9 protein-coding genes are annotated in these 10,910 nt (G+C 76.0%); 2 read left to right on the top strand and 7 right to left on the bottom strand.

Features of this window, described 5'->3' with window-relative positions:
* The 3 genes from AC3ET3_RS25145 to AC3ET3_RS25135 all read right to left on the bottom strand — a co-directional run.
* On the bottom strand, positions 1–1,787 hold a 1,787-nt coding region (locus tag AC3ET3_RS25145; protein ID WP_435612946.1), incomplete at its 3' end, for a S9 family peptidase.
* Positions 1,784–3,649, bottom strand: a complete 1,866-nt coding sequence (locus AC3ET3_RS25140) for an MFS transporter (protein WP_432155303.1) — start codon at positions 3,647–3,649, stop codon at positions 1,784–1,786. The genes AC3ET3_RS25145 and AC3ET3_RS25140, both read right to left, overlap by 4 nt.
* 1,444 nt (positions 3,650–5,093) lie before the next feature.
* Complete coding sequence (locus AC3ET3_RS25135; RefSeq protein ID WP_435612945.1) at positions 5,094–5,771, bottom strand: DUF429 domain-containing protein; 678 nt, start codon at positions 5,769–5,771, stop codon at positions 5,094–5,096.
* Between the two features lie 158 nt (positions 5,772–5,929).
* Between AC3ET3_RS25135 and AC3ET3_RS25130 the strand changes: the two genes are divergently transcribed.
* Positions 5,930–6,289 (top strand): DUF6400 family protein, encoded by a 360-nt coding sequence (locus AC3ET3_RS25130; RefSeq protein WP_435612944.1) that lies wholly within the window; start codon positions 5,930–5,932, stop codon positions 6,287–6,289.
* Entirely contained in the window at positions 6,276–6,509 is a 234-nt protein-coding gene (locus AC3ET3_RS25125; protein WP_432136680.1) for a hypothetical protein, read from the top strand. Before AC3ET3_RS25130 ends, AC3ET3_RS25125 begins: the two co-directional genes overlap by 14 nt.
* 211 nt (positions 6,510–6,720) lie before the next feature.
* Here the strand turns inward: AC3ET3_RS25125 and AC3ET3_RS25120 are convergent, their stop codons facing one another.
* The 4 genes from AC3ET3_RS25120 to AC3ET3_RS25105 form a co-directional block, all read right to left on the bottom strand.
* Positions 6,721–7,311, bottom strand: a complete 591-nt coding sequence (locus AC3ET3_RS25120; RefSeq protein WP_432136681.1) for a copper resistance CopC family protein — start codon at positions 7,309–7,311, stop codon at positions 6,721–6,723.
* Entirely contained in the window at positions 7,290–8,000 is a 711-nt protein-coding gene (locus tag AC3ET3_RS25115; protein WP_432136682.1) for a superoxide dismutase family protein, read from the bottom strand. The genes AC3ET3_RS25120 and AC3ET3_RS25115 overlap by 22 nt, the downstream gene beginning before the upstream one ends.
* 173 nt (positions 8,001–8,173) lie before the next feature.
* A complete protein-coding gene (locus AC3ET3_RS25110; protein WP_432155307.1) occupies positions 8,174–8,968 on the bottom strand; it encodes a hypothetical protein in 795 nt (264 codons plus the stop codon).
* 116 nt (positions 8,969–9,084) lie between these two features.
* Positions 9,085–10,905, bottom strand: a complete 1,821-nt coding sequence (locus tag AC3ET3_RS25105; RefSeq protein WP_432136684.1) for a copper resistance CopC/CopD family protein — start codon at positions 10,903–10,905, stop codon at positions 9,085–9,087.
* Positions 10,906–10,910 lie beyond the last annotated feature (5 nt).

The raw sequence follows: 10,910 nt of genomic DNA, 5'->3' as shown, positions 1-10,910 counted from the left end.
TCGGCCCCCGCGGCCGAGCCCCCGGGACGTCCAGGGACGGCGCCGGGCGCCGGGCGGGGCAGTCGCGCGTGCAGGAAACCCAGGCAGCGGCGCAGGACGGCGACGTGCGCCGCGCCGTCGTAGCCGTCGTGGCCGGTGTCGAGCCACATCGCCTCGTGCGGGACGCCGGCGGCGGTCAGCTCGGCCAGGTAGGCGCGGATCTGGCCGGGCGGGCACTTGGTGTCGCGGGTCGCGCCCACGACGAGCAGGGGGTCCGCCACCGAGGAGGCGTAGGTGACCGGCGAGCTGCGCGCGTAGCGCTCGGGCACCTCTTCGGGGGTGCCGCCGAACAGCCGCACGTCGAGGGCGCGCAGCGCCGGTGTGGTGGCGCGGTGCGCTGCCGCCCAGTCGGCGACCGGTTTGACGGCGATGCCGGCCTGCCAGAGCCCGGGACGGCACCCGAGGGCGAGCAGCACGAGATAGCCGCCCCACGACACCCCCCACAGCGCGGTCGCCTCACCGGCGACCAGTCCCCGGGCGACGAGATCGGAGCGGACGGCGGCCAGGTCCGCCACCTGGGTGTGTCCGACCCCCGCCGGGAACGTCCGGCGCCAGCGCGGCCCGTAGCCGGTGGAACCCCGGTAGTTGACGCGGACGACCGCGTAGCCGGAGGCCACCAGCGAGTGAACGGTGCCGTCGTAGGCGTCGCGGTCGTGGTCGGCCGGACCACCGTGCACCAGGAAGACCGCGGGCGGCGGAACGGTGCCGACGGGCTCGGGCAGGCTGAGCAGACTGTGGACGGCCCCCTCGGCCGTGGGTGTCCACAGGTCGGTGTGCCGGCCCGGCACGACGACCGGCGGCCCGGCCGGCGGAAGGGCGACGCCGTCCGTGGCGGCCAGCACCGGCGGGTGGGCCGTGTCGGTCCACAGGTAGTCCACCGCGCCCGAGGGTGCCGGTGCCGCGTCCAGCAGGCTGCCCGCGGGAGTGGCGAGCGGCGTCCGGCGCCGCGCACCGAGGTCGACGCGGTGCAGCAGCGACCGTCCGTGCCGGTCCTGACGCACCAGCACCTCGTCGCGGCCGGGATACCAGCGGGCGTTGATCTCCGTGTCGAAGGCGCACCAGCGGTGGGCGCGCAGGCCCCCTTCCGGCGTCCAGGTGGCCAGGGTGTACTCGTCTTCGTCCTCCCGCACCAGCAGCAGTTCCCGCCGCCCTGCGGAGGTGGAGAAGCCCTGGCACCACAGCGCGGCACCGGCCTTCCCGGGGCCGGGCAGCTCGGCGACGGTCGCGCCCCGGCGGTCCAGCACCGACACGGCCGCCTCGGTGTCGGCCGCCGAGGCCAGGGCTATCAGGGAACCGTCCGCGCTGATGCCGCCGAGACGGCAGGGTCCGGGCCTGCGCAGCACCTGGTCGGGGGCCCGGCCCCGCCCGCCGATGAGCACGCTCGTCCCCCGCCCGTCGTCGACCGCCGCGGCGACCGTCCCGTCCGCCGTGACGGCCAGCCCGCGGGACGGGCCGGCCGGCGCCCCGGGCTGTCCCGGCAGCCGGGGGCCGCCGTCGAAGTGCCGGAACCACCAGCGGCCCCCCGCGGACGGGCCCTCGTCGAACCACCACACGTAGCCGTCGGCGTCGATCCCCCGGTGCACGGTGCCACCCGGGCCGTCGGTGACCTGTCGGACGCGGCGGGTGGCGGCGTCCCAGGTGAAGACCTGGCAGCGGCCGTCGGCGTCCGCGGTGAACACCATGCGCCGGCGGTCGGAGGGGCACACATCGGGCAGGGCGGCGACGAACACCTGGTACGCATTCCTCATGGGCGCGCTCCCCGGGACGGCCGCATCGCGGGCTGGACGCTCTCCGTGTCACGGGGCGGGGCGGGTGGGGCGTCGGGGAGAGCGGGTGGGGCGTCCGGCACGGTGGGCGGGCGGTCGGCCGGGGCGGAAGGCCGACCGGTCGCGGCGGAGGGCTGACCGGCCCCGTCAGCCTCGTGAAGACCGTGAGGTTCAGGGGCCTCGGCCCGGCGGGCACGGTCAGCCCGGTCGGCCTCGTGAAGATCGTGGGCTTCACGGGCCCCCACTGCCCGGCGTGCACGGTCAGCCCCGTCGGCCTCGTCAAGATCGTGGGCTTCACGGGCCCCCACTGCCCGGCGTGCACGGTCAGCCCCGTCGGCCTCGTCAATCACGTGAGCTTCGTGGGCCTCGTCCGGGAGGGCGTCGGGCCGACCACGCCGCCTGCCGGCGTCAGGGGGCAGCTCGCCGGCCCCTGTCAACGGCTCCGTACCGCAGGCGGATCGTTCTCCGGTCCTGCCGGACGGCTCGCGGGTCCGACCGGAGGGCCCGCCGGGCCCGGAGGCCGGCCCGTCGTCGGTCACGGCGATCGGGCGGATCACCACTGGGGCGACGCGCTGCGTGTACGCCGCCAGGACGGCCAGGACGACACCGCAGCACACGGCCGGCGCGTGGTCGCCGTACCAGGTCACCAGCGCGGCCGCGAAGGCCGGCGCGACGGCGGCGGCCACCGCGCCGCCGGTGCCCAGGACCGCCCCGGCCCGGGACTGCACGTCCTGCGGAGTGGCGAGCACGGCCGCCGCGCCCAGGACGACGGTGACGACCGGCAGCACGGCGGACAGCGCGCCGAACCCGAGGGCCCACAGCCACGGGTCACCGGCCAGCGACAGCAGGGCGCACGGCGGCAGGAGCAACCACGTCGCCGTCGTCAGCGACCGCCGCGCGCCCAGTCGCCGCACCACCCGCGCGGCCACGAGGGAACCCGCCAGCCCCGCCGCCCCGCAGGCCGCGAGCACCGCGCCGGTCACGGCACTGCCCGAGCCCTCGCCCAGGACGAAGACGGCGGTGTAGAAGAGCAGCGCGAGTGCCCCGCTCGCCACGGTCGACCACAGCAGCACCAGGCGCAGCACGGGCGAACGCGACACCACGACCAGGCCGGCTCGCAGGCCACCCGTTGCCTCTCCCCCCGTCGCGCCGCCTGCCGGTTGCCGGCCCTCGGCGCCGGTTGACGACGGGGAGGGGACGGGGCCGTCGAGGCGACCGCGAATGGCTCGCGTTCCCAGTGCCGCCAGGCCGTAGGTGACGGCGTCGAAGACGAACGGAAGACTGCGGTTCACGGCGAACAGGACGCCGCCCAGCACCGGGCCGCCGACCAGCGCCGCCTGATCGCCCGCCTGGAAGCCGGCCACGGCCCGCGGCATGTCGGCCGGCTCGGCCAGCCGGGACAGCGCTCCGCGCGCCGCCGCCTCGAACACCGTCGCGGACAGGCGCTCGACCAAGGCCGCGACCAGCAGGACCCACAGGGGCGGACGTGCCAGGCAGGAGACGGCCAGTCCCGCCATCGCCAGCGAGGCCAGCAGCGCCGAACCGGTCATCAGTGCCCGCCGACGGCCGTGATCGGCCGGCACGGCCACCAGCGGACCCAGCAGCAGCCCGGCCACCCCGGCGGCCCCGGCGAATGCCCCGGCGACGCCCGGCCCGTGGCCGAGGTTCAGCAGGAGCAACGGGAAGACCAGCCCGGAAGCCTGGCTGCCGAGTCCGTCGACGGCGTTGACGCACCAGAGAACGGCCGTGTCGCGGCGGCTGTCCCCGCCCCGCCCGGGTGACCGGCGCGCGGGTGACTTCCCCGCGGAGCGCCGGGTCATGCCGGGTACGTCGGTCTCCCCCACTCCCCTGTATCCCCCCGTCGGCCCACCACCGGACGCACCCGGCAGGGGCATGCCAAAAGGTCACCGGCGCCCGTGCGAAGGTCACGCGCAGGGACGACCATGTGTCAGAAATGTGTGCGAAGTGCGAAGGTCGCCCGGAGCCTAGCCCTCCTCGCGCCGCAGGAACAAGGGCCCCGAAGTCCTCCCGAACACCTCCAGCGGACGAAAGATGGCCGACAGTGGACTGTACGGACATCCCGCCCCCGGGCCCCACGGTGACCTCCGGTGAGACGGGAGCATGCTGCCGCGGACCGTGCCGCCCCTTCGCGACAGCGCACCATGAAGGCGCCGGCCGGATGCCGTGGCCCCCTCCCGTCGGCCTCTCGCAGGGCACGGACCGCCCGCGCCGCGTGGTTGAGCGGCTGTTCACCGTGGTGTGCGACGAGGGGGCGCAGGTGTTGCGGGGCGGAAGAACACGCGTCCCGCGTGGGCGGTGCGTCCCGCTGTCCCGGCCCTCTCGCCCCGGGGGCCGTCCCCGCCCCGGACCACCGCCCCGGCCCTCTGAGCGGCGAGTCCGGCACCTGCTCAACAATGGCTGACAACGTGCGCCCGGCGAACCCGGACTCAGGCCGGCGCGGCAGAGCGGGAGGGGCGGGCTCGCGCTCCGGCTCGGGGTTCGGCGCGCGAGCCCGCGCCCGCCTGCGACCGGCACTTCCCCGGCCGTCCCGCCCGCGGATGCACCCCGAGCACACGCACTTGAGCGGCGAGCCGACGGCACCGAGGGCACGGCCTCCGACCTTCGCACGGGGCCCGCGGGAGCAGCGGGCGCGCCCCGGGCGGCCGGGGCCTGACCGCCGGCACGGCCGACGGGGCCCCCGCGCATCGTCGGCGGGGGCCCCGGAGCGGCCCGCCCTCCCGTATCCCTCGCGCGGGCGGGCGCTCGGAGGGCCGGTGCGAGCCCTCACAGGTGATCCGTAGCGATCGGCCCGGCGGATGGGTCGGCGACAGCGGAAGCACGGAACCGGACCGGCGCCCCGGCACCGGTGGCCGACCCGGCGGTCCGCCGGCGGGGCCGGTCGCGGGACTGCCGGTGCCGCGCCCCACGGGAACAGGGGTCGGCCGAGCCTCGTTCGAACTCCTCCGGGCCCGCCTTCTCACCCAGTCACGAGGCTCCGAGAGCTGGGCACATGGCCCGCTGAGGACGGCTCCGCTTCCCGGCCGGCGCAGTCCCGCTCAAGGAGCAGCACTCGGCAGGAGGACGTGGGCCGTCATGGAACCGCGGCCAGAGCCGGATTCTGCGGTCCCCCTCGGCCGACGGTCCCTGCGACCGGCGCCGTCGTGGTCCGGCACGTCGAGCGGCTCACCAGCTCTGCCTGGCCCTCCGACAGGACGCCCCGCCAGGCCCCGCCGACGGGCCCGGGCGGGCGCGCGGCGGGGGCAGACCGTCCGAGGGGTCCGGCGGACGTCAGAAGCGGATCTCCACGGCGCGGCCCGACACGTCGAGTTCGGGCGACTCGGGGAGCCGGCCCGCCGCCCCCAGCGCGATCCGCCGTGCCGACCAGGCCGCCACCGCGGCGTCGAGCACGTCGTCCACGGGAACGCGGTCCGCCTCACCGAGCGCGTCCGGGAGCTCGATGCCGGCCCCGGCCAGCAGGGACCGGCGCACATGCTGACCGCGCCAGGTCTTCTTGGCGAAGGTCAGCGGCGCTCCGCCCGCCAAGGCGTGGAAGGAGACCTCGGGGTGCACCTCGTGGATCCGGTCGTCCGCCGACCAGCACGATTGGGCTTCGAGCAGTTTCGGGGCGAGCGCCCAGGCCTGCTTGGTGAGCCGCTGGCCGGTGAGCTCCTGGCACCGGTCTGCGGCAGCCACGTAGTCCGCCTCCTGCCAGGCCGGCGCCGGCGCGATAAGGAAGACACTGTGGCGCCGCGCCCCCAGCAGGGCCTTCGCCGCGAGGTCCGCGGCGCGCCAGCCGTTCTCGACGAGGCCGAGCGGCATGTCCACCGCGATGACGCGCGCCTCGGCGGCCCGCTCGACCAGGGTCGCGAGCCGGGGAGCGACCAGGCTGCCCGCGTACGTGCCGTCCGTGAGCCCGATGCCGACCCAGCCCTGCGGGCCGCAGGCGTCCACTCCCAGTACGTCCATCCGCTCCCCCTGCCCTCGGGCCCCGCGCGTCACACGCTGCCACCCGGTGGTGGCGGCCCGGCATCCCGCCGCGCAGACCCGGCGGACGCCTGGCCGCGTCTGTGACTTCTCCCACGTGCTCTTGCCGCGGTCGGACGAGCCTACCTACGTTCGGCCGCATGTCCCCCCATGCCTCCTCCTTCCCCCGGCTTCCCGAGCCCCCTGAGCGGCCGGATCGTGCGGACGCGCCGGGCGCCGCCGCGCCCGCCCGTCCCGATCGTGCCGCGCCCGCCCGTCCCGATCGTGCCGCGCCGGTCGACTTCGCGGTCGACCTGACCGGGCACGAGATGCTCCGGCGCACGCACGTCATGGCCGCGCTCGGCCCCGACTGGGACCCCGTGAGCGCGCTGCGCGGCGAGGAGGAGGCCTACGCCCTGCTGTACTCCGGCCTCAGCCCGGAGCAGCAGCGTCTCTACGACGAGCTGGTCGCGGCCGGTGTGCTGCCCGGCGGGGGGACGGGGCACCGTGCTGCCTCTTGATCCGCAGGCCGACATCGGGCGCCGGGCGTGGGTGGCCTGCCCGAACTGCGACGACCGCCGCGGGTGCGCGACGTGCGAGCAGGGGAGCACGTGCACCCGGCACTGGCGGTACCTGCTCTCCAACACCAAGAGCCTGCTGCACCTGCAGTGCCCCTCCTGCACCCACGTCTGGTCGCACGAGACGCACTTCGGCGCGACCCGCGCCCACGACGGGCGCTGAGGGCCGGCGGCCGGCGGAGCGCCTGCCGCCGGACGCGGGCCCGGACCGGCGGTTCGCCGGACCGGGCCCGCGGGCCGCGTCATCTCCGTTCGGTTCGCTTCGAAGGCGCCCCCTCTCGATCGTTACTGCTCGTGTGGTGGGTCGGGCCCCGCTCGGACCCGTGTTCAGGCCGTGCCGGGTGAGCACGCCCCGGGCGCGCGAGGCGCCGGTGTCACAATGCGGCCCCCTTTCTCCTCGACGACGGCGCCCGGCGCATCGCGCGTGCGGTGAGGACGCCGCCTCCCACGGCCGCCGCGGCGACCGCCAGGACGATCAGCGCCGTGGTGCGGCCGAGCCCCAGGATCGTGCCGCTCCCGTCGTCTCCCGCCGGAGCCGACAGGCTCAGGCCCTGGCAGCCGGACGGGACGGCGGCGGGCTCGGCGCCCTCGGCGACCTCGAACTGGAAGGCGCTGCTGCTGGTGTCTCCGTCGGCCGAGGTCACGGTGTAGGTGAGGGTGTGGACGCCCGTGACCAGCGGGGTGACCGCGGCGCAGACGACGGAGCCGCCGGCCGTGACGGGCCGCCCAACGGCCACGGCGGCGCCGTCGGGTCCGGTCAGGCCGATCTTCGGTGTGGTGCCGGACTTCAGCGGGCCGAAGGTCAGCGAGACGGCGTCGGTCCCGGGGGCGGCCTTGGCGCCGGGCCCCGGTGTCGCGTCCTTCAGCGCGCTGTGGGCGTACGCGGACGGGCCGCCGAGCAACAGCAGCGCTCCCAGAAGCGCCACCAGCGCGGCCGGCGCCCTCAGAGGTCGAAGTCCGCGCATGCTATCCGGTTGTCCATCGCCTTCTGGGGGTGGACGACGATCGCGACCGCGCCCTTGCCGGTCTTGCGGCTGTTGTTCACCGTCGTCATGGCCTGGCCCGCCTGGTCGGCGGTGAACATCAGGTGCACCTCGTTGGGCGGCGCGGTCGCGCCGCCCTTCTCGAACTGGAAGTGGGCGCCGCCGTTGTCGGCCGAGCACGGCGAGGAGTGCAGGTGGGACATGTACTTCTCGCCCGGCTTCAGGCCCTTCAGGGACACCGTCACCGTGGTGCCCTGCGGCCCCTGGGCCAGCCAGGCCGTACCCGTGACGTCGTCCATGCCGGGCGGCCGGGTGTCGAGCAGCTGGAACGTTCCCTTCACCACGTCGGCGCCGGGGATCTTGTCGGCCGGGGTGGCCGACGGGTCCCCCATGGCCATGTCGTCCATGCCGTCCATCTCGTGGGAGGGGGACGCGGAGGCCGCCACCTCCGCGGACTTGTTCGACGCCTTCGACGTGTTCTCGGCGGAGTCGCCGCCGCAGCCGGACAGCAGCGCGGCCGTCGCGGTCACGGTGGCGCAGGCGACGGCGAGACGAGCGCGCGGACGACCGGACACACCGGCCGGGCGGCCGGGTTCGGACGGCACCGGCCGCGCCGCTGACGCCGTGTCACGCAGCGGCGGACGACCCGATGTGGGGTGGTACGTGGACATGGAACTCCTGATCGGTGACGGAGGGCCGTGCCGCGCCGACGAGCGGCGTTCGGTCGCGCGGCGGAGCGGGGCACAGCCCGGGACGGGCCAAGGACGGTCCGGGGCGCGTACGGGCGCACCGGCCTTGCGGCGCCTGTCCCCCGGCCACGGCCGCCACCGGAACAGGGCCGGCTTCAGGGCCGCGGGGCGAGCAGCGGGTCGGGAGACGGGCGGCTGACTGCCGAACGGCCCCCCGGCGGCCCTCTGCGCACCACGGCGTGCTCCAGCGCGGCGGGGATCGAGCGCCGGTGCTCCGCACCGTCGGCCGTCGCCAGAGGCGACGGGGCCTCGCGACCGGCCGCCGCCGTACGCGAGAGCATCCGGCAGATGGCGCGCAGCGGGGCGAACACGGCCGCTGCCAGGGCCCGGCCGATCCGGTGGGCCGCGGCCTCGCCGCGCCACAGCCACAGCCCGCAGGCCACGGCGGCCGCCAGGTGCGCCAGCAGCATCCCGGCGGAGCCGCCGTGCGTGACGGCGGACAGCACATGGAGGTCCGAGCGCGTCCCGGTCGCACCGGCGGATGTCCCGGAGTGGTGCACGATCATGCCGGCGTGGGAGAGCGTCACGTGGTGGCGCATGCCGTGAGCGCCTGCCGTCCGCGGCGCTCCGGCCGTCGCGGGGGCCAGGCTGAACAGCAGGTGCAGCAGCCCCTGGACAACGACCGTGGCCCCCACGACCGTCGTCGCACCGCGTTCCCGAGCGGCCAGCCACCAGGCGCCCGAGGCCGTTCCGGCCGCCGCGACGGCCACCGCCCACCAGGGCAGGACGTCACCTGACATCAGGGCGTGGCCCAGAGCCGTGGCCACCACGCACACGGCCGCGAACACCGCTGCCCGCGTGAGGCGCAGGACGTCGTCGGCGCCCGCGGCACCGGCTGCCGCAGGGCGGCCCCGGCGCACTCCAGCGCCACGGCGGCGCATCCAGGGCATTCGACAACTCCTCAGGGCCGACGTGCTTCCCGTTTCCATACGGATGATCGGCCGCGCGTGTTCACGCCGGGATCGTCGGATCCCGCGCCGCGCGCGGGGCCGGAGCCGACGGTGCCTCAGGAGCCGATCTCCACGGTCCTGGACACGGTGACCTGGTCGATGTCGGAGACGCGGACGGTGGCGCGCATCGTCCAGGTCCCGGCGAGCGGGAGGTCGAGGCTGTCGCTGCCCCAGTAGCCCCCCTGGTCGGCGAGTTCGGCGTCCAGGGGGCCGACACGCTCGTCGGTGAGGGTGAAGGTGAGACGCAGTTCGGGGACCACCATGAGGGGGCCGTCGGCGTCGTAGAGCACGGCCTGCACCACGTTCCTGCCCACCAGGCCCGGTTCCAGGGTGACCTGCACCGTGCCGCGGCCTCCGGGGGTGCCCGTGTCGAACGGGATCAGTGTCAGGGACACACTGGGCTGCCCAGGAATGACGGGCTTCGCGGCGGCCTCGTCGGCGGCCCGGCCGGGCTGGCTGCCGGTCAGCACGGTCGTGGCCACGAGCACCACCACCGCGATCACCAGCTCGGCCAGCACGGACCGGCGCAGGGCCCGCCGGTGCGCCTCGGGCGTACCGCCCGGCTCGGCCGGCGCGGCGGGACCCGGTACCGGGTCGCGCGGCGGGTCCTGGGGGCGCTCGCCGCCGCCCACGGTGACCAGTTCCGGGACCTCCTCGCGCACGCGCAGCAACTGCTCGGTCCAGCGGCGGGAGGAAGAGGCGGCCAGCAGCATCAGCAGCACGGCCGCGACCTTGATCAGGAGCGTCCTGCCGTAGCCGGAGGTGAGGGCCTCCCAGGAGCCGAGGCCGCGCCAGGACTGGTAGCTGCCGGTGGCCACGAGCACGGCCACCGAGGCGACGGCGAGCCGGGAGAAACGGGCCACGGCGGCGGTCGGGAGCGGGTCGTCGGCGGGGGCCCGGTGGAGCGCGGTCAGCAGCGCGGCCAGCCCGCCCAGCCACACGCCCATGGCGAGCAGGTGCAGCACGGAGGAGGCCATCGCCACGGGCACCTGAATGCCGACGGAGGCGTGCTCGGCCGCCGCCCAGGTGAGGGCGAGGCCGACGGCGAGGACGGCACCCGCCGCGGCCGTTCGGGGGTCCGCCCACCGTTCGGGCCGGGCCCGCTTCAGCAGCAGGGCCACCAGCAGGAGCAGGGCCAGGCGGACCAGCAGCGCGACGCAGGGGCGGCTGTCCACCGTGCCGCTCAGCAGGCGCGGGTCGAACACGCCGAGCGGCCCGTCCCCGCTCACGTACGGTCCGCGGATCAGCAGCAGCGCGACGGTCGATCCGGTCAGCGCCCACCATCCGGCCAGGAACGGGCGGCGCACCGCCCGTACGGCCGAGTCGCCGGGCCGGCAGGCCGCGACGAAGACGACGGTGCCGATCAGCAGGGCCAGACCGGCGTAGGCGACGTAGCGGCCGATGCCGTAGAGGATGTCGACGACGGGGTCCACGGCCGGTGCGGCCGCGACCTGGGCGCGGGTCCGGGACGGTTCGCCGACGGAAAAGGTGAAGGCGCCGGAGACGGCGTGGCTGTCCGCCGACAGCACCCGCCAGGAGACGGTGTACGTCCCCTCCTTGAGGCCGCCGGTCAGCGGAACGCGGGCGGTGTCCGCCTTGCCGTCGGCGTGTTCGGGGTCGCCCGCGGTCACCGGCCGGTTGTCGGGGTCGAGCACGCGGACGGAATCCTCGGCGAGTGCGACCGACTCGTTGAAGGAGACGGTCACCTGGTCCGGCGCGGTCTCCAGTACGGTGCCCGCGCGCGGGTCGCTGCCGGTCAGTACCGCGTGCGCCGAGGCGGGCGCCGCGCCGCCGAGCAGGGCGACGGCAAGGACGGCGACCACCACCAGCAGTGCCCCGCCCTGCCGCCGGCTCTCGGTTATCCGTCGTCGTGCCACGTCAT

The organism is Streptomyces sp. bgisy159 (assembly GCF_057707805.1).
The sequence above is the reverse complement of the archived record's forward strand: the minus strand, read 5'-3'. Positions and strand labels throughout refer to the sequence as shown.

Coding starts and splice junctions, on each gene's coding strand:
- AC3ET3_RS25120 (WP_432136681.1), bottom strand. CDS start 7,311: ATGCGCGGACTTCGACCTCTGAGGGCGCCGGCCGCGCTGGTGGCGCTT.
- AC3ET3_RS25110 (WP_432155307.1), bottom strand. CDS start 8,968: ATGCCCTGGATGCGCCGCCGTGGCGCTGGAGTGCGCCGGGGCCGCCCT.
- AC3ET3_RS25130 (WP_435612944.1), top strand. CDS start 5,930: ATGTCCCCCCATGCCTCCTCCTTCCCCCGGCTTCCCGAGCCCCCTGAG.
- AC3ET3_RS25135 (WP_435612945.1), bottom strand. CDS start 5,771: ATGGACGTACTGGGAGTGGACGCCTGCGGCCCGCAGGGCTGGGTCGGC.
- AC3ET3_RS25115 (WP_432136682.1), bottom strand. CDS start 8,000: ATGTCCACGTACCACCCCACATCGGGTCGTCCGCCGCTGCGTGACACG.